Genomic DNA, 23,332 nt, shown 5'->3' on the forward strand with positions numbered 1-23,332 from the left:
TTTAGGGGCGAATGACCACGACCGTACCATCAGGCGTGATGCGCCAAAGCTCTTCGATCTCAGCATTGCTGACCGCGATGCAGCCTGCGGTCCAATCTCCTGAGAGAGTAACATCATCTCCAAATTGATTTGGCTGGCCATGAATGAAGATGTCGCCGCCGGGGGAAACACCCGCGGCTTGCGCTCGTAAGCGGTCCTCTGGTTGTGGATAATCAATGCCCAATGACAGGTAAAAGGCGCTTTCCGGGTTGCGACGATTGATGGTGAATGTGCCCTCGGGAGTTTTGCCGTCGCCTTCACGAAATTTATTCCCTTCGGGTGCGAAGCCAAGGGCGATGTCATAGCTGCGCAGGGCGTCATCGCCGCGATAGACCGTCATCGTGCGGTCGGATTTGTCTATCTCGATGCGGTCAATCTGGCCCGTTAGAGGTGGCAACGGTGGGACGGCTGGTTGCGGGGCGAAGCGGATCCAGCCGATCAGGGCAAGCAAAACAATCACGCCACAGGCTATGGCATAGAGGATTGCCCTGATCAGCCGTTTAATCATTGCAGATCGGCAAAGGCCGTCTGTAGCCGTTCCAGCGCCTCTTGCAACAGCGGGCGTGGTAGCGCGATGTTGAATCGCAGGAAGTTTTCACCGCCTTTGCCGAATTCAGCACCAATGCTTGGGGCGACTCGCGCCTCTTGCTTGACGCGTTTCGTGACCTCGGCCATGTTCATGCCGGTGTTGGTGAAATCCATCCAACTGAGGTAAGTCGCCTGCATGGGCATCGGAACCACGCCGGGTATCTGGGCCATGCCATCAAGGAACATGCGGTGGTTGCCGTCGAGATAAGCGGCCAACTCATCAACATAGGCCGCGCCGCGTTCGCTGTAAGCGGCTTGCGTCAGAACCTTGCCAAACAGGTTTGGTTGAATATTGAGCGCGTTGACGAAGGACTTAAAACGTTCTCGCAAACCGGCATCCGGGATGGTGACACTGCCCAGACGTACGCCGGCGGTGCTGAAGGTTTTTGAAGAAGCGGTCAGTATGACGCTATGTGCGGCCGCATCAGGTGCGGCATTCAACATGGGCGTGTAGGTTTGACCCGGGTAAACCAGATCATGGTGAATATCGTCCGAGACCAGCACCAGATCATTGCGCGCACAGAAAGCGGACAGGTCGCGCAGTTCATCTGGCGTCCAGATGCGGCCGGCCGGGTTATGAGGCGAACAGAACAGCACCACCTTTTCCTTGCCAGTCAGCGTGGCTTCAAGCCCCTCCAGATCAAGCTGGTAGACGCCATTCTCAATTGGCATCGCCCATTGTTTGGGTGTGCGGCCTGCACGCAGAACCTTGGAGGTGAATTCGTGATAGACGGGCGTGAACATGATGATTTCGTCGCCGGGTTCACTATACACATTTATGCATAGCGCAATCGCATTGCCCAAGCCGTAGGTGTTGGTGATCCAATCGGTTTTGATTTCCCAGTTGTGGCGGGCCTTCATCCACCAGGCGACTGACTCCTTGAGTTCATTCTCGCCGGTGAAATAGCCGTAATTGGCCAAATCGACCTGTTTTTTCGCCGCTTCCTGGATAAAATCAGGCGCTGCGAAATCCTTGTCGGCGATCCACATCGCGATGCCATCGGGGGCCGAGACGCCGGTAAAGGCGGCCATGCCGTCCCATTTGGTGCTATTGGTGCCGTGGCGGTCGATGATGTCGTCGAAACTCATGGGGTACTCCGTATTGATCGGCGGCAAGCTAACCGATTGCAGGACAGGTGCAAGAGGCGTTGCGCAAATGTGAGCAATCCCCTACATGAGCGATATGATTAGGCCGATTTTGATCCACCCCGACCCGCGCTTGAAAAAGCTGTGCGAGCCCGTTGCAGACATCACCGATGAGCTGCGCGCGCTGGCGGATGACATGTTGGAAACGATGTATGACGCGCCCGGTGTCGGGCTGGCTGCACCGCAAATAGGCGTGTTGCAGCGCCTGTTCGTGCTGGATTGCGCGAAGGACGACACCGAAGAGCCGCAGCCTATGGTGATGTTCAATCCTGAAATTGTTGCCTCTTCGGAGGAGCTGAATGTCTACGAAGAGGGATGCCTGTCTATCCCCGAACAATATGCCGAAGTGACCCGCCCAGCCGAAGTTGACGTGTGTTGGATAGATCGTGATGGAAACGAACAGAAAGCTACCTTTGATGGTCTGTGGGCGACCTGCTTCCAGCATGAGCTGGATCATCTGAATGGTAAGCTGTTCATTGACCATTTGGGGCCGATGAAGCGTCAGCTGATTACGCGTAAAAGCCAAAAGTATAAACGCGAAAAGGCCCGTGGCTGATGGTGGTGCGCAAGTGCCTGCCCTGGCCGGATAAACGTCTGCGGACCAAAGCTGCGCCAGTGGAGGCGATCACCGATGAGGTGCGTGCTGTGTGGCAGGACATGATCGACACGATGGAAGCCATGCCAGGTGTTGGCATGGGCGCGAACCAAATCGGTGTGATGCAGTGTTTGGCAGTTGTGGATGCGAGCGTTGAGCGCGGCCAAGTCGTGCGTATGGCCAACCCTGAAGTGCTGCATGCCAGTATCGAGTTGCGCCCGCATGAAGAGGCCAGCCCCAATTTGGTTGGGGTTTCGGCCGAGATCAAACGCCCACGTGCGGTTACGGTGCAGTTCATGAATGATCAGGGCAAGGTGGAAGAGCGCGACTTTGTTGGGCTCTGGGCCACCAGCGTGCAGCATCAGATCGACCATCTGAATGGCCGGATGTATTTCGACCACCTTAGCAAGGTGAAGCGTGACATGTTGCTGCGCAAAGCAAAAAAGATGGTGGGGTAGCACCCAACCTATGGGGGATGGCATGCGAATTGTCTTTATGGGAACGCCCGACTTTTCGGTGCCGGTGTTGGATGCATTGGTGCAAGCCGGGCACGAGATTGCCTCTGTGTATTGTCAGCCGCCGCGCCCGGCGGGTCGCGGCAAGAAAGACCGCCCAACCCCTGTCCATGCGCGTGCTTTGGAACTCGGGCTGGAGGTGCGGCATCCGGTGAGTCTGAAGGGCGAGGTTGAGCAGGCAGAGTTTGCTGCGCTCAATGCTGATGTGGCCGTGGTTGTCGCCTATGGGCTGATCTTGCCAAAGGTGATTTTGGACGCACCGCGATTAGGCTGCCTGAACATCCATGCGTCGCTCTTGCCGCGCTGGCGTGGAGCGGCGCCGATCCATCGGGCAATTATGTCGGGGGATGCACAGACCGGTATCTGCATCATGCAGATGGAAGAAGGGCTGGACACAGGGCCGGTATTGATGCGGAAAGCAACGGACATCGGTGCTGAAGAAACCACAGGGCAATTGCATGATCGATTGTCCGATATGGGGGCGGCGTTGATTGTTGAAGTGCTAGAGCAAATTGATGCCTTTGCGCCGGAGCTCCAGCCCGAAGACGGCGTGACCTATGCGGCCAAGATCGATAAAGGCGAGGCGAAACTCGATTGGAGCTGGACCGCTGCAGAGGTGGATCAACACATTCGCGGACTGTCGCCGTTCCCGGGGGCTTGGATAGAACACGAAGGTGAACGGTTGAAGCTGTTGGCATCGCGTGTGTCATATGGATGTGGTGCGCCCGGAGTGGTTTTGGATGACCAGTTGAGGGTCGCCTGTGGCCGAGGTGCGGTTCAGATTTTGCGCTTGCAACGCGCAGGGCGTGGCGCGCAGGATAGCGAAACGTTTTTGCGCGGGATGCCTTTGACCAAAGGCGCGCGTTTGTAAGCGAGGGTTGGCATGTTTCTGCATCTGTTTGGCACTGTGGTGATCGCAGGGATCGTGGGCTACATCTCCGAAAAATCCCGCTTTACCAACAATGGTTATGTCCCATCGATCATCATTTGCGTCGGTGGGGCGTTCTTGTTCTATTTCATCCGGATCATGTTCGGAGTGAAGTTTGGCGCACCGGGCGTTGATGCGATACTATCATCCATAGGTGCGCTGATCATTGTGCCGACGCATTGGCGCAAGCGCAAATAAGGAGGCGGGCATGTCTGTCATTATGTTGTTGATCATCGGGGCTGCCGCTGGGTTTTTGGCAACCCGCCTGATGAAAATAGAGACCGGAATTCTGCCGACCGTGGCCATTGGTATGGCCGGCGCTTTGGTGGGTGGTTTGGTGCTGCGGTTGTTGCTCAGCGCTTTGGGCGCATTGTCCGGGCTGGTCGGAGCCGTGCTAGGGGCGATGCTGCTGATCTGGCTCTGGCAGACTTACATGAAGTGAGTGGATTACACCCGTGGTGGGCGGCTGCGGTATGTTGGTAGCTGCCAGCCCATCAACATGGATCCCGCGCGCAGGCCCCAAGTGACCACGGCGCAGCTGATCATGACATAGGTCATGTTGTTGGTGAAGGCATGCACCCAAAAGCCGGTCAACGATCCGGCAAAGGTTGCGGTGACGTACAGCTCGCCTTGTTTAAGGACAAGCGGCACTTCGTTGCACACCACATCGCGCAAGAGCCCACCCATGCAGCCGGTCAACATTCCCATCAAGACAACGATCATCGCGGGTTGCTGCATGTCCAGCGCCAGGATGACCCCGGCGGGCACGGCGATTGCTAAGGCAAAGCTATCCAGCCAAAGCAGCCAGCGATAGCGGCTTTCAACCATGGGCGCGGTGAAAAAGATCACGATTGCAGCGGCGCAAGCGATCAGAATGTAGTTTGGATTCCCGATCCAGAACACAGGATCACGATTGAGCAGTACATCGCGGATCGTGCCACCCCCAACCGCAGTAAGGCAGGCGATGAAAGCAAAGCCGATCAGATCGAGTTGGGCGCGGCTGGCGACCAAGGCACCCGTTAAGGCAAAGACCAGCACAGAGGCATAATCCAGAAATGACAATGCCGTCATTTCGCAGCCTTCTGCGGTTTGAATGGCTCCATTCCTGCCCGGGCGAGCTCATCGGCGCGTTCATTTTCGGGATGACCTGCATGACCTTTGACCCATTCCCATGTCACCGAATGGCGGGCTTGGGCGGTATCAAGCTGTTGCCAGAGCTCAGCGTTTTTCACGGGCTTTTTGGCGGCTGTTTTCCAGCCGTTTTTCTTCCAACCGTGGATCCACTTGGTGACGCCATCTTTGACATAAGAACTGTCGGTGACGACGGTGATGATGCTGGGGCGTTCCAACGCTTCCAACGCACTAATCGCCGCCAAGAGTTCCATCCTGTTGTTGGTGGTCTCAGGCTCACCACCGTTCAACTCGCGCTCCTTCAAGATTTCGCCGTCCTTGGATGCGCGCATCAACACGCCCCAACCCCCCGGGCCGGGATTGCCAGAGCAGGCGCCGTCTGTGTAGGCAAAAAGCTTAACCATGGGCTTCGATCACGATCCAACCTTCGGGATTCCCAGCCAGGCCTTCGGCCTTGCCGAGCCAATGGTTGACCGGATTCAGGCCTGCGTTTCTAAGCAGTGCTTCGAGCTCAACTTGTTCGTAATATTCATAAAAACGATCCAGTTTGTCACGTTTGCCACCGCTACCACGTTTCATACCGATGAAGAAAACGCCACCTGGGCGTAGTGCCGTGGCAATGCGAAACAAATGGTCGGGCAAGTCCTGACGCGGAGCGTGGAGCAAGCTGAAATAGGCCCAGATACCGTTGTAAAGGTTCTCACCGCTGACGTCTTCAAATCGGCCAAGCTGCGCTGAAACGCCTGGGATTGCGGCTGCGTGTTCTATCATCGATTCCGACGCATCAAGTGCACTGACGATCAACCCCGCTTCGGCCATCCGTCTGGCATAATGGCCTGCTCCGCAGCCCAGATCGAGCACATCTCCACCATCAGAACAGGTCGCAATGAAGTGGCGGATCATCGGGTCCTTGGCAGCCTCTTGATCCATCATTGCGACGTAGTCGTCGGTTTGCCGGTTATAGACAGCGAGAGTGCGGTCGTCGCTCATGCGATCTCTCGCAGTACACGTGGAACCTTGAAATGCACGCGCTCTTGAGCCGTTTCGACCAACTCCACATCTACGTCATAACGCTCACGGAAGGCGTCAATCACTTCGTTTACCAGAATTTCAGGGGCGGATGCACCGGCGGTTATCGCGATGCTCCGAATCCCTTCCAATGTGCGCCAGTCTATATCGCCTGCGCGCTGGACTAATTGGCTGTAATTGCAACCCGCCTTGGAGGCAACTTCAACCAATCGGCGTGAATTGGATGAGTTTGGGGCGCCAACAACCAGAAGCGCGTCGGATTTGGGGGCCACGGCTTTTACGGCCTCTTGCCGGTTGGTGGTGGCATAGCAGATGTCTTCCTTATGGGGGCCTTTAATGGCGGGAAAACGGGCCTGAAGGGCTGCGACAATATCCTTGGTGTCATCAACCGAAAGCGTGGTTTGAGTTACAAAGGCCAGTTTTTTTGGATTACGTATGTCAACTTTGGCAACATCATTCACGGTTTCGACCAACAACACTTCGCCATCCGGCAATTGCCCCATTGTGCCTATGGTTTCCGGATGGCCGTCGTGGCCGATCATGATGATTTGCAAACCCGCATCGAAGTGACGCTCAGCCTCGATATGAACCTTGGAAACCAGCGGGCAGGTGGCATCAACATAGACCATATTGCGGCGCGTGGCTTCTGAAGGGATAGATTTTGGGACCCCGTGTGCAGAGAATATCACAGGACGGTCGTCAGGGCATTCATCCAGCTCTTCGACAAAAACAGCGCCCTTGGCCCGCAGGTCATCCACCACGTATTTGTTGTGCACAATTTCATGTCGCACGTAGACAGGTGCGCCCCATTTCGTAAGCGCCATCTCGACAATTTTAATAGCGCGATCAACGCCAGCGCAGAACCCGCGTGGCGCAGCTAAATACAATTTGAGCGGTGGATTGGTCATGAGAGCCTCCTGTCTGGGCAGAGGTAAGCTGTCTTGCCGCGCACGTCCAGAGCCGAGGTGCCGCAAATGAAAACGCCCGCTGAGTGTGCGGGCGTTTTCATGATGGTTTTGGCAGAAAATCAGCCTAAAGCGCTATGGCTTTCAAGTTGTACGTCACGCTCGCCATGATTTTCACGCGGCGGACGTCCTACGACCTCGCGCAGGCCTTCAAGCTCGATGAAGTTGTCGGCCTGACGGCGCAGATCGTCCGAAATCATTGGCGGTTGGCTGCGAATGGTCGAGACCACCGAAACGCGGACACCTTGACGCTGCAGGCTTTCGATCAATGGGCGGAAATCCCCATCGCCTGAAAACAGCACAATGTGGTCAACGCGAGGCGCGAGTTCCATCGCGTCAACAGCTAATTCGATATCCATGTTGCCTTTGACTTTGCGGCGGCCTTGGCTATCGGTGTATTCCTTCGCAGGTTTGGTAACCATGGTGAAGCCATTGTAATTCAACCAATCAACCAATGGGCGGATCGGGGAATACTCGTCATTTTCAAGCAAGGCGGTGTAGTAAAACGCACGAACAAGTTTACCGCGGCGCATGAACTCTGTCCGGAGTAGCTTGTAATCGATATCAAATCCAAGTGCTTTTGCAGCGGCGTAGAGATTCGACCCATCGATGAACAGCGCCAGCCGTTCGTCCTTGTAAAACATTAAAACATCCTTCCAAATTCAAAAATCTATTCGCCGAAAAATTATTGAGTGGTTATAAAAACGAACAGATTTGTTTGGTTAAGCTAGAATTTCAGGTGCTATTATGCAAGAGGAGTGATCCTGAGCAAAAGGATAGGTCGCGGTGGGTGAATTGCAAGAGTTTCTGATCGCCTTTGGTGGGAACCAAGATGAAGATCCGGAAAAAATTATAAATATCATTAACTTATCAATTTTCGAACTCGAAAGTTCAGGTATCGTTCTGGATGCAATTAGCCGGTTTTATCGAACACCTTGCTTTCCAAAAGGTGCAGGTAATGACTATGTGAACGCTGCGGCACGATTTCATTCAGGTGAAGCGGCTGAAAATGTGTTGGAAAATTTACATCGAGTCGAGGCCCGTTGCGGTCGCGAACGTGTGCAACGTTGGGGAACGCGCAGCTTGGACCTGGATTTGATTGCTGCAGGAAATCAGGTGCGGCCAGATGCTCAGATTCAAAAAGAATGGATGGACTTACCGCTCGAGGACCAAATGAAGATCGCGCCGGAGCAGTTGATCTTGCCACACCCCCGCATTCAAGACCGTGCATTTGTTCTCGTTCCGCTTGCAGATGTTGCGCCGAATTGGATCCATCCCTTAACCGGTACTTCAGCCTCTGAAATGCTTGCAGCCCTCCCAGAAGAGCAAATTTCAGAAGTGGTTCCTTTGTGAATTCTGCCCTTGTAAATCCTGTTTGATGGCCTTAAATATCGCCTTTCTAGAATTGTCTGCCCTATGGGAGAGGTCCTGATGGCCCGCGTTACCACAGAAGATTGCGTTGATAAGGTTCCAAACCGGTTTGACCTTGTGATGCTTGCTGCGCATCGCGCACGTGAAATTTCGGCCGGAGCGCCACTGACCGTGGATCGTGACAACGATAAAAACCCGGTTGTTTCCCTACGCGAGATCGCAGAAGAAACCCAGTCCGCCGAGGATCTGCGCGAACGCCTGATCGAATCGAATCAGACCCAGATCGAAGTGGACGAGCCAGAAGAAGATTCTATGGCTCTGTTGATGGGTGGCGGTGAGCCAGAGGCACCAGCCGAAGACGACATGTCCGAAGAAAAATTGCTCCGGGCGTTGATGGAAGCTCAAGGTCAGGGCTGAACCTGACCCAAAGGTTGGGGTGCAGGCCGAATGATTGCCGTAGAAGACCTGATTGAACTGGTCCGGGCCTATAACCCAAAAACAGACGAAAAGCTCATTCGCGCGGCCTATGACTATGGCCGCGACATGCATGAAGGCCAGTTTCGCCATTCTGGTGAGCCCTACTTCAGTCACCCCGTTGCTGTCGCCGCAATTCTGACAGAACAGCGGTTGGATGATGCGACCATCATTACAGCTTTGTTGCATGACACGATTGAAGATACACGTGCATCCTACAACACAGTCGCCGAGCTTTTTGGAGGTGAAGTGGCTGACTTGGTTGACGGTGTTACCAAGCTGACCAACCTGCAGTTGTCCAGTACCGAAACCCAGCAGGCCGAAAATTTCCGCAAACTATTGATGGCGATGTCAAAGGACATGCGGGTGATCTTGGTCAAGCTGGCTGACCGGCTGCACAATATGCGTACGATCAAGGCTATGCGTCCGGAAAAGCAGCTCAAGAAAGCACGAGAAACCATGGATATCTTTGCGCCGTTGGCTGGGCGCATGGGGATGCAATGGATGCGTGAAGAGCTGGAGGATCTGGCATTTCGGGTGATCAATCCAGAGGCGCGCGCCTCGATCATTCGCCGCTTTATCACACTGCAAAAAGAAACTGGCGATGTGATTGCTCGTATTACTAATGATATGCGTCATGAACTTGATGAAGCGGGGATTGATGCTGAGGTGTTTGGCCGCGCCAAAAAACCCTATTCGATTTGGCGCAAGATGGAGGAAAAAGAGATGGGGTTTTCCCGTCTCTCTGACATCTATGGCTTCCGGATCATCACTCGCAGGGAGCGCGATTGCTACGGCGTTCTCGGGGTTATCCATCAGCGGTGGCGTGCCGTTCCTGGTCGGTTCAAGGATTATATCAGCCAGCCCAAGTCCAATGGTTATCGCTCCATCCACACCACAGTCAGTGGCCGAAACGCCCGCCGGGTAGAGGTGCAGATCCGAACCCGTCAGATGCACGATGTGGCCGAAACAGGCGTCGCCGCGCATTGGTCGTACCGAGATGGTGTGCGCAGCAAGAACCCTTTTGCCGTTGATCCGGCCAATTGGATCGCCAGCCTGACCGAACAATTTGACGCTGAGGATGATCACGCCGAATTTCTTGAGGCCGTCAAGCTCGAGATGTATGCAGATAAAGTGTTCTGTTTCTCCCCAAAAGGCGATGTAATCAAATTACCGCGTGGGGCGACTCCGATTGATTTTGCCTATGCGATTCATACCCGAATCGGAAATGCTTGTGTTGGCGCCAAGATCGACCACATGCGCGTACCACTTTGGACACGAATCAAGAATGGTCAATCGGTTGAAGTGATCACGGCGGATGGTCAAACACCGCAGGCGACATGGCTGGACATTGCGACAACAGGCAAGGCGCGCTCGGCCATACGTCGTGCATTGCGGGAACTAGACCGGGATCGCTATATAAAGCTTGGTCGCGAATTGGCACGTTCTGCCTTTGAACATATTGGTAAAAAGGCGACAGACAAGGCGTTGGATACCGCGTCCAAGACACTACGTTTGAAAGATAGAGACGAGGTGTTGGCGCGGCTTGGCAGTGCGGAACTTACGGCACACCAAGTGTTGAGCTCAGTCTATCCGGATTTCGCGCCTATCGAAGGGGCCGAAGTTCGGCTTGACCGTGCTGTAATTGGGTTAGCTGCAGATCAGAGTTTCAAAAGGTCGCATTGTTGCCAGCCATTACCGGGTGAGCGTATTGTCGGCATCACTTACCGTGGTAGCGGAGTATGGGTGCACGCGATTGATTGTGAAGTGCTGTCAAAGTACGAAAATCAGCCCGAGCGATGGCTCGACTTGCATTGGCACACCGGTACACACCCTCCTGTCTATGACGTGTCGATTGATGTCACTATCGGGAATGATGCGGGCGTGTTGGGGCGTGTATGCACGTTAATCGGAGAACAAGGTGCGAATATCGCCAATCTGGCTTTTCTGGATCGCAAGACAGACTTTCACCGTGTCTTGATCGATGTTGAATTGCGTGATGCCGAACATTTGCATGGCGTCATGTCTACACTTGATGCAGAAAGCGATGTAGCAGCCGTAGAGCGCCATCGAGATCCGAATCGGCTCGGGGATGAGTGAACCACGTAATTAGTCAGGAGTCCTAAATAAGTGGTCTTCAAAAGACGCGACAAACGTCCCCTGTGGAAAGTGGTTACAGATTTTGTGTGGCCAAAGGGCGGCTGGACGCGTGGTTTTCACTATGTAAAGCACCGATTGCGGCGTTTGCCTGATCCACCGCATCGTATTGCGCGTGGGATTTTCTCTGGCATCCTTGTGACATTCACACCATTTTTTGGACTGCATTTCTTCCTCGCGGCGGGGCTCGCATGGCTTATTCGGGGAAATATCGTTGCCTCGCTGTTATCGACGTTTGTCGGAAATCCGCTGACTTTTCCAATTATCGTTACGGTCAGCTTGCGCTTTGGTCATTTTCTTCTTGGACAACCAATGCCGACGGAAGTTGATGAAGGGCTGGCACGGATTTTTTGGGAAGCCATCAAGGAATTGTTTTGGAATATCTGGGCTGGGCTGACTGATGCGTATGCCGATTGGACACGTTTGGCAGATTTTTATCACGAGATATTCTTGCCTTATCTCGTCGGTGGGATCATCCCGGGATTGATCGCGGCCTTTATCGGGTATCATGTCAGCCTGCCATTGATCCAAGCCTATCAGAAGCGTCGCAAAGGCGCGTTGAAAGCTAAATTGGCGGCCTTGAAGGAAAAAGCCTCCTCCAAGGCTGACGGGCGGAACAAACACGACTAGGCTGCACGAGAATCGGACTTCGGCTGGGAAGGATAGAACATGCAAGGTTTAGGCAAGCTGCGCCTGGGTATAAATATTGACCATGTGGCGACGGTACGAAATGCACGTGGGGGAGAGTACCCCGATCCCGTTCGTGCGGCGAAACTGGCAGAACAAGCTGGTGCAGATGGGATCACCGCCCACCTGCGTGAAGATCGTCGCCATATCTCCGACACTGATATTGATGGGTTGATGGAAGCGCTGGACGTACCTTTGAACTTTGAGATGGCCGCCACAGATGAGATGCAGGCGATTGCCCTGCGCCACAAACCCCATGCTGTTTGTATCGTGCCCGAAAAGCGCGAAGAACGCACCACAGAGGGCGGATTGGAAGTCGCGCGCGAAGAAAATAGATTAGCGCATTTCATCGCGCCTTTGCGTGAAGCTGGCAGCCGGGTTTCCATTTTCATTGCCGCAGACAGCAAACAGATTGAAGCCGCGCATCGGATCGGTGCGGAAGTCATTGAACTCCACACTGGGGCTTATTGCGATGCTCACGCCGAAGGTCGGTTTGAAGAGCGTGATCAAGAGTTGAAAATGCTGCGCGAGATGTCTGCATATGCCCATTCCTTGGGGCTAGAAGTGCATGCCGGGCATGGGCTGACGTATGATTGTGTACAACCGATTGCGACTTTCCCAGAGGTCATGGAGCTGAATATCGGCCACTTCCTGATCGGTGAAGCCGTCTTCCGTGGCTTGACGCCTGCCGTGCAGGAGATGCGCCGTCTCATGGACGACGCGCGCAGCGGCGAATATCGGTCTGCCGTATGATCTGGCTTCGTTATGCAGGCGTGTTTTTAGCTGCGGCCTTAGGCACTGGGCTGATTGTCTCTATGCTCAATCAAAACATGTCTGGTCAATTGGGGTCGGCGGCACAATTGATGGTGCCTGCGATGATCGCCGCTCTGGTTGAGGGGCAAAATTGGGCGAAAAAGCGAAAAGCCAAGCCGAATTCGTCGCAGGTTTGGGGGTTTGCCTGGATAGGGGCCGCAATTGCGACAGGCTTGAACGTTGTTTTGGCCTACGGGGCTGGGGCGCTGTTGCCGGAATTTGCCAAACTGGCGATCGCACCCGCCTTGTCACAGCAATTTATCATTTTGCTTGGCATCTACGCGGGTGGTTATCTGATCTGCAACTGGTTCTTCTACAGGTTGGGCGCTGGCAACCAATTAACTCTGATGCAAGATCGCGACAAGTCGAAGTGATGAGGCACAGATGATTTTGGGAATCGGGTCTGATCTGGCGAATATCGAGCGGATCGCAAAGACAATTGAACGCTTTGGCGACCGGTTCAAGAACCGTGTCTTTACTGAAACTGAACGCGCCAAGGCCGAACGCCGGCGTGATGTGGCCGGCACCTATGCTAAGCGTTGGGCCGCAAAAGAGGCCTGCTCCAAGGCGCTGGGCACGGGTTTGGCCATGGGGATCTCGTGGAAAGACATGGCTGTTAGCAATCTGAAAACAGGCCAACCGGTTATGCAGGTGACCGGCTGGGCTGCGGATCGCTTAGCTGAAATGACACCGGATGGATATGAGGCGATCATCCATGTGACGCTGACGGATGATCATCCTTGGGCCCAGGCTTTTGTTGTCATTGAAGCGCGGTCAAAATTACCGTGACCTTCAGTCACAAATCAGTGCAAGCCTGTCTGCTTGACACCCGCTGCCCCACACCGCATGTAGCACCTGTATTGGGGACGGAGATTTTCGATGGCGAGTAAAGAAAAAAAGGGTGGCGCTGTACTTGAAACGATCAAGACGGTGTTCTGGGCATTGATCATTGCCGGTATCTTCCGCACAGTCTTTTTTCAGCCTTTTTGGATCCCTTCCGGGTCGATGAAAGACACGCTGCTGGTGGGGGATTTTCTGTTCGTCAATAAGATGGCCTATGGCTATTCTTATGCCTCTTGCCCGTCCATTCGTATTCAGCGCCTAGGCATAAATATTGACGCTGAGGATATCTGTGGTTTTCTGGACAGCGAAAATACCCGCATCTTGGGGAGAGAGCCCACACAGGGTGATATCATCGTCTTTCGCCATCCGGTCACCGGCGCTGATTTTATCAAGCGTCTGATCGGCATGCCCGGAGACCGTGTGCAAATGGTCGACGGTGTTCTGTTTCTCAACGACGAACCGGTGGATCGCGAAGAGGCCGGAGTGTTCGAAGAGGTGTACGAGGCGCAGGGTCCTATTGGTGCGCGACCGCGCTGCGAAAACGGTGTGATCGGCCAAGGTGCGATTTGCCGCAAAAGTCGCGAGCGGGAAACATTGCCAAATGGCGTCTCTTACGACATTCTAAACATCGGAAACCAACGCTCAGATAATACAGGTGTATACACGGTTCCAGAGGGGCATTATTTCTTCATGGGGGATAACCGCGACAACTCGACCGATTCTCGTTTTCCGCAGACGGTTGGCGGAGTTGGGTTCGTGCCCTTTGAAAATCTGGTCGGCCGTGCTGATCGCGTGGTCTTTTCCTCGGCTGGACGATCGATGCTGTATTTCTGGACCTGGCGCAGTGATCGCTTCTTCAAGAGGTTGGATTGAAACTATCCGCAGAACTCAAGGCCTTTGAGGTCCGGTTAGGGCATGAATTTTTCCAGCCCGAGTTGTTGGTGCGCGCGGTGACGCATTCGTCGATGTCGTCGCCAACACGCGATGATAATCAGCGGTTGGAATTTCTGGGGGACCGGGTGCTTGGTTTGGTGATGGCCGAGGCCGTTCTTGAGCATGATCAAGCCGCCAGCGAAGGACAATTGGCTCCACGGTTTAATGCACTGGTGCGCAAGGAAACCTGCGCTGAAGTGGCTGCCGAAATCGATTTGGGGCGCGTTCTAAAGTTGGGTCGTTCCGAAATGCTCTCAGGGGGACGTCGGAAACAGGCGCTTTTGGGCGATGCGATGGAAGCGGTGATCGCTGCTGTTTATCGTGACGCTGGATTCGAGATCGCGAAGAATACCGTTTTGCGCCTTTGGGGGGATCGGGTGAAAACCGTCAAGGCGGATGCGCGTGACGCGAAAACCGCCCTGCAAGAATGGGCGCAAGCGCGTGCATTACCACCACCAGAATATATTCAGATTGCCCGATCTGGCCCCGATCATGCGCCCCAGTTCACTATTGAGGCGCGTCTGAAGTCAGGGGAACACCAAAGCGCCTCAGCCGGATCTAAACGGCAAGCTGAGCAGGCTGCAGCGCAGGCACTTTTATCAAGCTTAAACTGATCAGGCGACGCGAATGTAACCGGCCAACCCGGTTTTCTGGTGTTCAATCACATGGCAATGAAAGGCCCAGTCACCGGGGTTGTCAGCAACCAGTGCGATGTCCACCACCTCATCCTTTAGCAGCAACAACGTGTCGGTGAAAAGCGGTGGAAGGTTCCGCAGGTTTGATCGCAAAGGAACAAAGGCCAAGCCATGTAAATGGATCGGGTGCAGGTTGGGGGATTCGTTGCGCAGGCGCAGGATATAGCTGCGGCCATAGTCCAACGTTGCCAGAGGGCCAGTACCTTCGACTGCATCCCCCAGCCACGGGGTGCGATTAATGGACCAGAACGTGTAGCCGAGCGATCCGCAATATCCATCGTTTGGAGCTGTGCCCTCCGGGCTCCAGCCAAAGATAAATTCATGGATTTGGGCGGCACCCAAGTCGGGAATTGCCAATGGGTTTTGGGGTAAGGCGGGCAGATCGTGCAGATCTCGTTTAAGATCGACACCAACAGATCGAAGTTGCGTCATTGCGCGCGCGGGCGCTCCGGGGAACTTTGCCAACAGCGATACGAATTGCCCCTCTCTTGTGGGCATCTTGATGGCAAAATCGACCCGCTGTCCAGGACCGAGTAACATTGGGTCGTCGGGGGATGGGAGCTTTAGATCGATGTTTACCGGATGCCCGTCCCACGCAACGATCCGGGCATCTGTCGTATCCAGATGCAGCTTGTAAATACGGGTGGTATCGGTGTTGAGCACACGCAACCTGATCAACCCGCCACAGGGGTGGTCGTAACTGGGCGAGTGCTGCCAGTTCGCGGTTTGAACGTTGCCAAATGTCCCAGCCCGCGCTGCGCCACGTGCGGTGTAGGATGGCAAAAGGCTGCCATCATCATTAATTCGGAAGTCGCGCAAGTTTACCACCTGATCTGCATCGAATTCAGGGTCGTTCGCCTCTTCAATGATTAAGGCTCCGGTCAGGCCATGCGCCATTTGTGACATGGTCATGCAATGCGGGTGATACCAATATGTACCAGCATCTGGCGGAGTGAATTCGTAGACGAAGGTCTCATCCTGCCCGATGGGCAACTGCGTGAGGTAGGGAACACCGTCCATCTGATTTTCGATGCGCATGCCGTGCCAGTGCATGGCGGTATAATCGTGGAGTGTATTCTTGACCGCCAGACGCAATGGCACGCCTTGTCTGCCGTATATGACGGGCGGTGGTGCATCTGGCGATAGGCTGACCAGATCTTGGGTGGGTTCTGCGCCAAACTGATAGCTTGCCGGTTGAATCGTTAAATCGTGTGCGATTGAGGTTGCGGCCCCCTGCGATGCGCGTGCCAGGCAAGCTGTGCCTGCGATTGCGGCGGATCCCAGCAGGAAAGAGCGGCGTTTCATGGCCGTATCCTCGTTGATGATGTGGGTAGGCTGCTGGCGTCTGGCTGGCAGGGATTTAAGAGGGGTACGGTGCCCAACGTACCCGCATATTGTGGCATGAAAATCCAAAAGGGTGCAATGTGTGTTCGTGCCGCATTGCCAAAAATTGCCCTCTGGCAGGCGTAAGCAAACTGATGTAGGGCATAGCGCTTAACACAGGAGCCGAAAAGATGAGCACACGCGCCGGATTTATTGCCCTGATCGGAGAGCCGAACGCAGGTAAATCCACGCTTCTTAACCGGATGGTGGGGGCGAAGGTCAGCATTGTGACGCACAAGGTGCAAACTACGCGTGCGCGCATTCGCGGTGTGGCATTGGAGGGCGATAGCCAACTGGTATTTGTTGACACGCCAGGCCTGTTTCGCCCACGCCGCCGGTTGGACCGTGCGATGGTTGCTGCTGCTTGGGGGGGCGCGGCGGATGCTGATGTAGTTGTGCTGTTGGTTGAGGCGCATCGCGGGATCACCGAAGGCGTGCAAAGCATCATTGAAGGTCTGGGCGATGTCACCAAGGGTCGCAAAGTTGCGTTGGCGATCAACAAGATCGACCGTGTGAAAGCCGAAGACTTACTGGCCTTGACGGGCAAGCTGAATGAGCAATTTGACTTTGCCGAAACATTCATGATTTCGGCCGAGAAAGGCCACGGGGTTGACGACTTGCGCAAGTGGTTGGCGGAGCAATTGCCTGAGGGGCCGTGGCTCTACCCTGAAGATCAGATTGCCGACCTGCCATTGCGGATGATCGCGGCCGAAATGACTCGCGAAAAGCTGACCCTGCGTTTGCATCAGGAATTGCCGTATCAGTTGACGGTTGAAACCGAGAGCTGGGAAGAACGCAAAGATGGATCCGCTCGGATTGATCAGGTGATATATGTCGCACGAGATGGCCATAAGGGTATCATCTTGGGCCATAAGGGCGAGACGATGAAAGCCGTCAGTAAAGCCGCGCGTGAAGAGCTACAGGAGTTTCTTGGCCGTCGTATCCATCTGTTTTGCCAAGTCAAAGTTCGCCCCAATTGGCTCAACGAGGCCGAGCGTTATTCCGAGATGGGACTAAATTTCAAGGATGGCAATGCATGAGCCGTTTGACGGCGGAAATTTGGGTGCAAGCCTATATGACACGGTTGCGCTTACATGAAATCCCGGCCTTTGTGGTCTCGCATGGGGACGACACGGCGGGGGCTGTGCTGGTTAAATTGAATACGCTGGACGGGCAGGCGCAGGCGTATCAGCGCAGTTTTGACCTGATGAGCGGCGAGCGTCAGTGGATCGTGCTGTCAGAAGGTATCGAATCCGAGGTGGATGAGGCGATAAAACGCCAACGGGGCTTCGACCCTGATCTGTGGGTGATCGAGGTCGAAGATCGCGATGGCCGTCACTTTCTGGATCAACCCGGGTTGGCGGACTAGCGGTTATTCCACCTTGATGACTTGCCGTGCCAGAATGTCCTGATTGCTGACATCCAAAAAGCGCAACTCATAAACTCCGGATGCATCAGGCATCTGAATTTGAACGGACGTGCCATCTGCGATCTTTATGGCAGAAATCCAAGTGAAGATCGCTTGTTCCGCCTTAGCCAGAGTGATCCGCTGATCCGCGCTGTCACTTTCTACCGTCCACGACACATCTATTGTTGAACCCGCAGCGGCATTTTCGGGTGCAGTCAGGCTTGCGCCTGTTTCAAGCGCGGCTTCGGCAGGCAAAACCTCAACCGTGTGACGCGTGATGACCCGATTGTTGGCATTCAGCATATACCTTAGCTCATATAGCCCCGTGGCGGATGGCACTGACATATCGTGCTCGGACTGAGATCGAACCGAGAAGTAATCGACATAAGTGCTGTCGTCGGTTCCGATTGGCACAAGATTGATATAGTCGCGTTTGTTCACCGCGCCGGACCATTTCACCCGCAATGTATCGCCAAGCCGAATCTGATCAGGAGCGTCTATCGTAACCTCGGGCAGGGTGACTTCGAATGCATGGCTCGCCATTGTTTTCGCGCCTTCGCGTAGAACATAGCGGACCTCGTACATGCCGGGATCACCCGGCACCATGATATCATGCTCCGATCTTTTGTTCACAGTGACGTACGTGCCAAATTGCCCGTCATCTGCGCCCATTGGGACGATGTTGATGTAATCGTTGTTGGCAACGGCACCTGTCCATGAAAAGCGGGTGTCGGCCCCTGCAAGGGCGGTTGCCGGACCCGAGATGGTGATTTCAGGCTCCGTCACCTCGATGGCTTGGCTGGCCATGGTCTTTGCCCCTTCACGCAGCACATAGCGGATTTCGTACATGCCCGGATCGGCCGGGGCTTTGAGTTCGCGTTTGGCGGCGTTGGAAACGGTTTGATAATTGCCGTAGGTGCCTTCCTCGGCGCCCATGGGAACGATGGTGACATAATCGCCCTTATCAACGGTGCCGGTGTAACTCACCTCGAACGGCGCGCCAGTGACCACGGATGCAGGGGCGCTGACCGTGACCTCGGCCAAGGCCACCTCTACCGGGGTGCTGGCCATAGTTTTAGCGCCTTCACGCAGAACATATCGCACTTCGTACATGCCGGGATCTGCAGGAGCCTTGAGGTTCTTTTTGTCTTTATCATTGACGGTCTGGTAGTTGCCGTATGTGCCCTCATCCGCGCCCACCGGTACGATGGTCACATAGTCGCCCTTATCCACCGCATTGGTCCAGCTGACCTCAAAAGACTGGCCGGTCAACACGGTTTCTGGCGCGGCAACGGTAACCTGCGCTTCGGTCACCTCAACTGGCGTGCTGGCGAGGGTTTTAGCCCCTTCGCGCAGTACATAGCGGACCTCGTAAAGGCCAGGATCTGCGGCGGCTTTCAGCGTGTTCTTGGATTTGTCGCGCACAGTGATGTAGTTGCCATAGGTGCCTTCATCGGCCCCCACGGGAACGATGGTGATGTAGTCACCTTTGTCCACTGCGCCGGTCCAGCTCGCTTCAAACGTAGCGCCACGCACAACGGTTTCAGGGGCAGAAACGGTGACATTGGCATCAACCACTTCGATCGGTGCAGAACCAAGGGTGGTCTTGGATTTGCCATCGACATAGCGCAGCTCATAAAGGCCAAAGTCTGCCGGGGCACGCAGGTTTCCCTCGCTCTTCTTAGCAACCCGCAGATAATTCCCGTAAACGCCTTCATCGGTGCCGACAGGGACAATGGTGATATAGTCGCCATCATTTAGGAGAGGGGCCCATGAAACCTTGAACTCTGATCCGATGATCGCAGAATCCGGCCCGCTGATCGTGACCTTCGCCAGTTCCGGTTCTGGTACGGGCTCGGGTTCTGGCTCAGGGGCGGCGGCAGCCACGGCTGTGCTGACGGTACTGAGCGCTGTTTCCAGCTCGCTGGCATTGCGTGCTGACAGAAACTCACCGCCGGTCTTTTCCGCGATGCACGACAGAGATGCGGTATCTTCATCGCCACCAAGGCCAAATCCGACAACATGTGCGGTGAAATCCACGCCACGCTTTTCAAGTGCTTCTGCCAGGGCGCAGGGATCGCGTTCGCAGCTTTCCAAACCGTCTGAGATCAGCACGACCGTCGCGGGCTCATCGGTGTAAGACAGGGCGACGGCGGCCTGTTCAACCGCCTCGGTCAGTGGGGTTTTGCCGGTGGGTGTGATGTTATTGATCCGGTCCAGTATATTCCCCCGAGCCCCAGCGCCAGGCTCAACAAGCGTTTCAATATCCGTGCAATCCCCACGGCGGCGGTGGCCATAGGCCATCAAACCGACCTGTCGGTCATTGGCCCATTCGCCGAGCAGTTTGTCCATGACGCTGCGGGCGATTTCGATTTTTGCTGTGCCATCGATCTGGCCCCACATGGAGTTGGAGCCATCAAAGACTACCATGACATTTTCATCGGCCGAACTGGCGACAGCCCAGGATGACAAAGCACTGGAGCAGGCAAGGGCGAAAGCGGTGCGTTTAAATGGCGTCATGAATTCCTCGAAAATGCTAAAAATATCTACGAACAGTGAACCACAATTGAGAGGCATTTTCCATCATTTGCGTCTGGTCGGCTTATGTCGGGGCTTGGCAATCCGGTTGGGCTGGTGTCGAATGGGGAAAACGGCAGGTCGTCGAGAGGATCCCGGCGCATGGAATGGCGCGATACAGGCATATTGCTATCCAATCGGACGCACGGGGAAAACGCTGCGATTATCGAAGTGTTTACACCGACACGTGGCCGCCATGCCGGTGTGGTGCGTGGGGGGGCGTCACGCAAGATGGCGCCAGTATTGCAGCCCGGGGCTCAGCTTGATCTGACATGGCGCGCGCGGCTGGAAGATCATATCGGGACATTTCACGCCGAGCTGCAGCAATCGCGCGCCTCGCAGTCGATGAACGACCGTTTGAGCCTTGCAGGGTTGAATGCGGTGACGGCGTTGCTGTTGTTTTGCCTGCCAGAGCGTGAGGCGCATGAACGACTGTATGAACGTACGCAAACTTTGATGGACCTCTTAGGGCAGCGCGACGTGTGGCCCTTGGCCTATTTGCAGTGGGAAGTGGCGTTGCTGGAGGACATGGGGTTCGGTCTGGACCTCTCGACTTGTGCGGTTGAAGGGGCGCAGGCCAATGATCTGAGCTATATCTCTCCCCGCACGGGCCGGGCCGTCTCGCGCAAAGGGGCGGGGGACTGGGCGGATCGTTTGTTGCCATTACCACCTTGCCTGATGGGGCATGGCCCTGCGCCCGATTCCGAGATCGTTCAGGGGTTCGAGGTGACCGGGCATTTCCTGCAGAACCATCTGGCACCTGAGATTGGCAATAAGCCTCTGCCGGATGCGCGGCAGCGTTTTGTTGATCGTTTTACGCAAAATCACTGCGCCTGAAACACCAATTCGCGCCCTGAATCATTGCTCAGGATAAGCGTTGGAGCGGCGATTTCAGACAGCGTCATCTCGGACAAGGCGGTGAGATATTGGCCCTCAAAAGTGAGTTCCGGACATGCCCGCTCTGTGCTGCTGATCTGTTCGGCCTTGAACCAGGGATAAGGCGCAGTTTGCTTACCGCTGTAACTGTTGCAAGGGCCAAGCCCGGTGAGCGCGCCGTGAGAGGGAAAGGTTAGGGTTGTTCCGGCGGGCACAGATTGTCCGTCCATTTCCAACAAGGCCCACGTTGTATCAGCACCGCCATAAGCAGTTAAGGTTTCATCGCGGCTACATTTCGACAGAAAAACCAAACTCAAAGTGGCCAGAACACGGATCACGGTCATCTCAGTGCTAAAACCAAATCAACCAGCGAGCCGATAGAGTCCTGATCCGATACTTCGCCCCGGCTTGGTAGCGAAGCCATACCTATGGCCGCCGAATAGAGGATTCGCGCCATTTCAGGATTGCTGATGCCGGTTTGGCTCAACAATCTTTCCTGTTGTTCGAGGCGGGTCGTGTCCACTTGCGAAACCGCAGCTTTGCATAGGGATTTGCCTGACCCCAAGACCGAATCGCATCGTCTGCGTCCGATGTTCTTTCGACAAGACTCTGCAGGTAGTCTCGCAGTTCCGAGACCGGGTTTTTGCTGATGTCCTGTACAGGGCAAATTGTTCGTTCGGTCCAATAAGACAAAAGCCTCTCGTGAAAGGCGTGAACGTCTTTGAAATGCAAATAGAATGAGCCCTTGGTCGTGCCTATCCTTCGCGCCAGTGGTTCGGCCTTCAATAAGTCTGGACCGTCTGAAATGAGAGCTGCAAGCCCGGCCTCTAGCCAGTCCTCTACTCCAAGACGGTGCTGTTTGTTCTGCTGCATTCCTTCTCAATACGGGAGCGAATGGTGCCTCGCAACCAAATGTATGAAAGCTTTGAATGTGACTATCGCTAACCTGCACATTGAGGCAGGATGACCGCATGAGTAGCGGTCTGTCCCATATTACCTTCATGGTCTCTGACTTGGATCGGATGCAGTTGATCTTGGAGAAGGTGTTCGATGCGCGCTGCGTGTACAACAGTGGCGCAAATCAGTTTTCGCTGTCCGAGGAGCGGTTTTTCCTGATCGGCAACGTGTGGGTCGCTACCATGTTGGGAGAGCAACTGCCCTCACGCACGTATAACCATGTGGCCTTTCATATTGAAGAAGATGAGTTCGAAGACCGTCAGGCACGCATCGAGAGCTTGGGTCTTGATCTGCGCCCGCCGCGTCCTCGTGTCGAAGGGGAAGGGCGCTCGCTTTATTTTTACGGGCCCGACAATCACCTGTTCGAGCTTCACACCGGGACACTGGCGCAAAGGCTGCAACGCTATGCACAGTCGCCAAGGGGGTAACGCTTGATCTGGTGGAAAAACCCATTGTCATCCTCGCCTACGAGACTGATGGCATCAAGGATCAGAGATCCGGTGAAGGGCGTTATCAAGGGCTCTAGACAAGACTGCACTGTGGGGATCTGTGCCTTTGGCATCTTACCTGTCAGGGTGATGTGAAAGCGGAAACCTTCCATCACATGCGGATATCCCCATTGTTGCAGGCGCTTTTCTTGTTCCGCAGAAAGTTTCACTGAACGGCGGCGCTCCAATTCAGCCTCGCTCATAGGTGCGCGAAAACCGTCGAACTGCTGCACTACATCGGCGGCAAAGTGATTGATCGGACTGCTATCACCCGTTGGTGTGAGAGCAAGAAACCGGCCTAGTGGTACTAGCGCGAGCCCTTCGATTTGCAGTGCAGAAGTTTGCTGTGAAAACTGCGCCAACTCTTCTGAGAGCTGAGATTCCGTCCGGCTATCAGCAAGGCGAAAGGGGGGCTTGAGAGTTGCGTGCAACCCGTACTTGCGGGGTGAATTGGTCAATTCAGATAGGGTGATTGGCAGGTTTTCGCATCTGAGCTGGGGATGCACACGCCCTTGCGTGATATTCCAACCCAACCAAGCCGCGCCGAAAGCCGCGAAGTCACCTGGTGGTGGAATGTAGTAAAGTGCATAGCGTTTGAACCGCATCTGGTGCCTTTTGAATTGATCAGGTTGTTCACCTCTTCGCACAACTTGGTGCGCAGGCCAATGATATGGGCGGATCTGTTTTGACAAGTGACGGTGCGCCCCGCATAACCAGAGCACGCGCCACCCAAT

General features: G+C 54.8%; 31 protein-coding genes. 18 read left to right on the forward strand and 13 right to left on the reverse strand.

What is annotated here, in order from left to right; translation table 11 throughout:
- Position 1 precedes the first annotated feature (1 nt).
- Entirely contained in the window at positions 2-547 is a 546-nt protein-coding gene (locus ROA7450_RS04190) for a L,D-transpeptidase family protein (RefSeq protein ID WP_085804406.1), read from the reverse strand.
- On the reverse strand, positions 544-1,716 hold the full coding sequence (locus ROA7450_RS04195; RefSeq protein WP_085804407.1) for a MalY/PatB family protein: 1,173 nt from the start codon (positions 1,714-1,716) through the stop codon (positions 544-546). The genes ROA7450_RS04190 and ROA7450_RS04195 overlap by 4 nt, the downstream gene beginning before the upstream one ends.
- Positions 1,717-1,810: 94 nt before the next feature.
- Between ROA7450_RS04195 and def (ROA7450_RS04200) the strand changes: the two genes are divergently transcribed.
- From def (ROA7450_RS04200) to ROA7450_RS04220, 5 genes are read left to right on the forward strand one after another with little or no spacing between them, the layout of a single operon-like run.
- Positions 1,811-2,329, forward strand: a complete 519-nt coding sequence (gene def / locus ROA7450_RS04200; RefSeq protein ID WP_085804650.1) for a peptide deformylase — start codon at positions 1,811-1,813, stop codon at positions 2,327-2,329.
- Complete coding sequence (gene def / locus ROA7450_RS04205) at positions 2,329-2,826, forward strand: peptide deformylase (protein ID WP_085804408.1); 498 nt, start codon at positions 2,329-2,331, stop codon at positions 2,824-2,826. Before def (ROA7450_RS04200) ends, def (ROA7450_RS04205) begins: the two co-directional genes overlap by 1 nt.
- Before the next feature lie 22 nt (positions 2,827-2,848).
- Positions 2,849-3,754 (forward strand): methionyl-tRNA formyltransferase, encoded by a 906-nt coding sequence (fmt, locus tag ROA7450_RS04210; protein ID WP_085804651.1) that lies wholly within the window; start codon positions 2,849-2,851, stop codon positions 3,752-3,754.
- Between the two features lie 12 nt (positions 3,755-3,766).
- Positions 3,767-4,009 (forward strand): hypothetical protein, encoded by a 243-nt coding sequence (locus ROA7450_RS04215; protein WP_085804409.1) that lies wholly within the window; start codon positions 3,767-3,769, stop codon positions 4,007-4,009.
- A 10-nt stretch (positions 4,010-4,019) separates the two neighbouring features.
- Positions 4,020-4,253: a GlsB/YeaQ/YmgE family stress response membrane protein gene (locus tag ROA7450_RS04220; RefSeq protein WP_085804410.1), complete on the forward strand. Its 234-nt coding sequence runs from the start codon at positions 4,020-4,022 to the stop codon at positions 4,251-4,253.
- A 5-nt stretch (positions 4,254-4,258) separates the two neighbouring features.
- On the opposite strand, the gene ROA7450_RS04225 is transcribed toward ROA7450_RS04220, so the two are convergent.
- The 5 genes from ROA7450_RS04225 to ROA7450_RS04245 all read right to left on the reverse strand — a co-directional run bounded on the left by ROA7450_RS04225 (position 4,259) and on the right by ROA7450_RS04245 (position 7,580).
- Entirely contained in the window at positions 4,259-4,882 is a 624-nt protein-coding gene (locus ROA7450_RS04225) for a trimeric intracellular cation channel family protein (protein ID WP_085804411.1), read from the reverse strand.
- Entirely contained in the window at positions 4,879-5,346 is a 468-nt protein-coding gene (gene rnhA, locus ROA7450_RS04230) for a ribonuclease HI (RefSeq protein WP_085804412.1), read from the reverse strand. The genes ROA7450_RS04225 and rnhA overlap by 4 nt, the downstream gene beginning before the upstream one ends.
- Positions 5,339-5,932: a class I SAM-dependent methyltransferase gene (locus tag ROA7450_RS04235; RefSeq protein ID WP_085804413.1), complete on the reverse strand. Its 594-nt coding sequence runs from the start codon at positions 5,930-5,932 to the stop codon at positions 5,339-5,341. Before ROA7450_RS04235 ends, rnhA begins: the two co-directional genes overlap by 8 nt.
- A complete protein-coding gene (ispH, locus tag ROA7450_RS04240) occupies positions 5,929-6,879 on the reverse strand; it encodes a 4-hydroxy-3-methylbut-2-enyl diphosphate reductase (protein WP_085804414.1) in 951 nt (316 codons plus the stop codon). The genes ROA7450_RS04235 and ispH overlap by 4 nt, the downstream gene beginning before the upstream one ends.
- A gap of 119 nt (positions 6,880-6,998) precedes the next feature.
- Positions 6,999-7,580 (reverse strand): LabA-like NYN domain-containing protein, encoded by a 582-nt coding sequence (locus tag ROA7450_RS04245; protein ID WP_085804415.1) that lies wholly within the window; start codon positions 7,578-7,580, stop codon positions 6,999-7,001.
- Between the two features lie 142 nt (positions 7,581-7,722).
- Between ROA7450_RS04245 and folK the strand changes: the two genes are divergently transcribed.
- From folK to rnc, 9 genes are all read left to right on the forward strand, one after another.
- Positions 7,723-8,289, forward strand: a complete 567-nt coding sequence (gene folK / locus ROA7450_RS04250) for a 2-amino-4-hydroxy-6-hydroxymethyldihydropteridine diphosphokinase (protein ID WP_085804416.1) — start codon at positions 7,723-7,725, stop codon at positions 8,287-8,289.
- 78 nt (positions 8,290-8,367) lie between these two features.
- Positions 8,368-8,724 carry a DNA-directed RNA polymerase subunit omega gene (rpoZ, locus tag ROA7450_RS04255; RefSeq protein ID WP_085804417.1) on the forward strand — a complete coding sequence of 119 codons (357 nt, stop codon included), beginning with the start codon at positions 8,368-8,370 and terminating at the stop codon, positions 8,722-8,724.
- Between the two features lie 30 nt (positions 8,725-8,754).
- Positions 8,755-10,881, forward strand: coding sequence for a RelA/SpoT family protein (locus ROA7450_RS04260; RefSeq protein ID WP_085804418.1), 2,127 nt, complete (start codon positions 8,755-8,757; stop codon positions 10,879-10,881).
- A gap of 30 nt (positions 10,882-10,911) precedes the next feature.
- Positions 10,912-11,568 carry a DUF2062 domain-containing protein gene (locus ROA7450_RS04265; protein WP_085804419.1) on the forward strand — a complete coding sequence of 219 codons (657 nt, stop codon included), beginning with the start codon at positions 10,912-10,914 and terminating at the stop codon, positions 11,566-11,568.
- A 39-nt stretch (positions 11,569-11,607) separates the two neighbouring features.
- Complete coding sequence (locus ROA7450_RS04270; protein WP_085804420.1) at positions 11,608-12,378, forward strand: pyridoxine 5'-phosphate synthase; 771 nt, start codon at positions 11,608-11,610, stop codon at positions 12,376-12,378.
- Positions 12,375-12,812, forward strand: coding sequence for an ABZJ_00895 family protein (locus ROA7450_RS04275; protein WP_085804421.1), 438 nt, complete (start codon positions 12,375-12,377; stop codon positions 12,810-12,812). Before ROA7450_RS04270 ends, ROA7450_RS04275 begins: the two co-directional genes overlap by 4 nt.
- Positions 12,813-12,822: 10 nt before the next feature.
- The gene (gene acpS, locus ROA7450_RS04280) at positions 12,823-13,227 is read left to right on the forward strand and encodes a holo-ACP synthase (protein WP_085804422.1); all 405 of its coding nucleotides are present in this window, start codon (positions 12,823-12,825) and stop codon (positions 13,225-13,227) included.
- A gap of 90 nt (positions 13,228-13,317) precedes the next feature.
- On the forward strand, positions 13,318-14,154 hold the full coding sequence (gene lepB, locus ROA7450_RS04285; protein WP_085804423.1) for a signal peptidase I: 837 nt from the start codon (positions 13,318-13,320) through the stop codon (positions 14,152-14,154).
- Positions 14,151-14,828 carry a ribonuclease III gene (gene rnc, locus ROA7450_RS04290; protein ID WP_085804424.1) on the forward strand — a complete coding sequence of 226 codons (678 nt, stop codon included), beginning with the start codon at positions 14,151-14,153 and terminating at the stop codon, positions 14,826-14,828. Before lepB ends, rnc begins: the two co-directional genes overlap by 4 nt.
- Here rnc and ROA7450_RS04295 read toward each other — a convergent pair whose 3' ends face one another.
- On the reverse strand, positions 14,829-16,214 hold the full coding sequence (locus ROA7450_RS04295; protein ID WP_085804425.1) for a multicopper oxidase family protein: 1,386 nt from the start codon (positions 16,212-16,214) through the stop codon (positions 14,829-14,831). It abuts the gene before it with no gap.
- Positions 16,215-16,423: 209 nt separating this feature from the next.
- Here ROA7450_RS04295 and era point away from each other — a divergent pair, with 209 nt between their 5' ends.
- Positions 16,424-17,332: a GTPase Era gene (gene era / locus ROA7450_RS04300; protein WP_085804426.1), complete on the forward strand. Its 909-nt coding sequence runs from the start codon at positions 16,424-16,426 to the stop codon at positions 17,330-17,332.
- On the forward strand, positions 17,329-17,661 hold the full coding sequence (locus ROA7450_RS04305) for a DUF1491 family protein (protein WP_085804427.1): 333 nt from the start codon (positions 17,329-17,331) through the stop codon (positions 17,659-17,661). The genes era and ROA7450_RS04305 overlap by 4 nt, the downstream gene beginning before the upstream one ends.
- A 3-nt stretch (positions 17,662-17,664) precedes the next feature.
- Here the strand turns inward: ROA7450_RS04305 and ROA7450_RS04310 are convergent, their stop codons facing one another.
- The gene (locus tag ROA7450_RS04310) at positions 17,665-20,220 is read right to left on the reverse strand and encodes a VWA domain-containing protein (RefSeq protein ID WP_159453995.1); all 2,556 of its coding nucleotides are present in this window, start codon (positions 20,218-20,220) and stop codon (positions 17,665-17,667) included.
- Between the two features lie 159 nt (positions 20,221-20,379).
- On the opposite strand from ROA7450_RS04310, the gene recO reads away from it, so the two are divergent.
- Entirely contained in the window at positions 20,380-21,114 is a 735-nt protein-coding gene (gene recO, locus ROA7450_RS04315; RefSeq protein ID WP_085804429.1) for a DNA repair protein RecO, read from the forward strand.
- Here recO and ROA7450_RS04320 read toward each other — a convergent pair.
- Genes ROA7450_RS04320 through ROA7450_RS04325 form a run of 3 tightly spaced genes read right to left on the reverse strand, consistent with a single transcriptional unit; the run spans position 21,102 to position 22,026 of the window.
- On the reverse strand, positions 21,102-21,497 hold the full coding sequence (locus tag ROA7450_RS04320) for an META domain-containing protein (protein WP_085804430.1): 396 nt from the start codon (positions 21,495-21,497) through the stop codon (positions 21,102-21,104). The genes recO and ROA7450_RS04320 overlap by 13 nt on opposite strands.
- Complete coding sequence (locus ROA7450_RS20940; RefSeq protein WP_159453996.1) at positions 21,494-21,640, reverse strand: hypothetical protein; 147 nt, start codon at positions 21,638-21,640, stop codon at positions 21,494-21,496. The genes ROA7450_RS04320 and ROA7450_RS20940 overlap by 4 nt, the downstream gene beginning before the upstream one ends.
- Positions 21,637-22,026, reverse strand: coding sequence for a TetR/AcrR family transcriptional regulator (locus tag ROA7450_RS04325; protein WP_085804431.1), 390 nt, complete (start codon positions 22,024-22,026; stop codon positions 21,637-21,639). The genes ROA7450_RS20940 and ROA7450_RS04325 overlap by 4 nt, the downstream gene beginning before the upstream one ends.
- A gap of 98 nt (positions 22,027-22,124) precedes the next feature.
- On the opposite strand from ROA7450_RS04325, the gene fosX reads away from it, so the two are divergent.
- A complete protein-coding gene (fosX, locus tag ROA7450_RS04330; protein ID WP_085804432.1) occupies positions 22,125-22,538 on the forward strand; it encodes a FosX/FosE/FosI family fosfomycin resistance hydrolase in 414 nt (137 codons plus the stop codon).
- On the opposite strand, the gene ROA7450_RS04335 is transcribed toward fosX, so the two are convergent.
- Positions 22,514-23,203, reverse strand: coding sequence for a DUF1045 domain-containing protein (locus ROA7450_RS04335; RefSeq protein WP_085804652.1), 690 nt, complete (start codon positions 23,201-23,203; stop codon positions 22,514-22,516). The two genes, fosX and ROA7450_RS04335, sit on opposite strands and share 25 nt — an antisense overlap.
- Between the last annotated feature and the right edge of the window lie 129 nt (positions 23,204-23,332).

Origin of the sequence: Roseovarius albus, from assembly GCF_900172335.1 — a bacterium.
GTDB classification, from domain to species: Bacteria; Pseudomonadota; Alphaproteobacteria; order Rhodobacterales; family Rhodobacteraceae; genus Roseovarius; species Roseovarius albus.